At 67.6% G+C, this 256-nt stretch carries 1 protein-coding gene; it reads left to right on the forward strand.

Features of this window, described 5'->3' with window-relative positions:
* Nucleotides 1-256, forward strand: a 256-nt coding sequence (locus HEP82_RS19895; protein WP_192459620.1) for a hypothetical protein, incomplete at both ends; no start/stop codon positions are given.

Consider the following 256-nt stretch of genomic DNA (forward strand, 5'->3'; position numbering starts at 1 on the left):
GGCGTGGCAATACTCGACGGACAGCGGGGCCAACTGGTTCAGCGTCGGCACGGTGTCCAGTTCATCGGCGCTGCTGCTCAGTGCGACGGCGCAGCTGCGTTATGTGCCGGATGGCGCTAACGGTGAAACCGCTGCCTTCACTTTCAACGCCTGGGATCAGACCAGCGGCACGGCCACCACAGGGGCGACCCGGGGGCTGGCGGATACCTCGACCACCGGCGGCAGCAGCGCGTTCTCCAGCAACAGCGCGCAGGCG

This window comes from Musicola keenii, assembly GCF_014855505.1.
GTDB lineage: Bacteria > Pseudomonadota > Gammaproteobacteria > Enterobacterales > Enterobacteriaceae > Musicola > Musicola paradisiaca.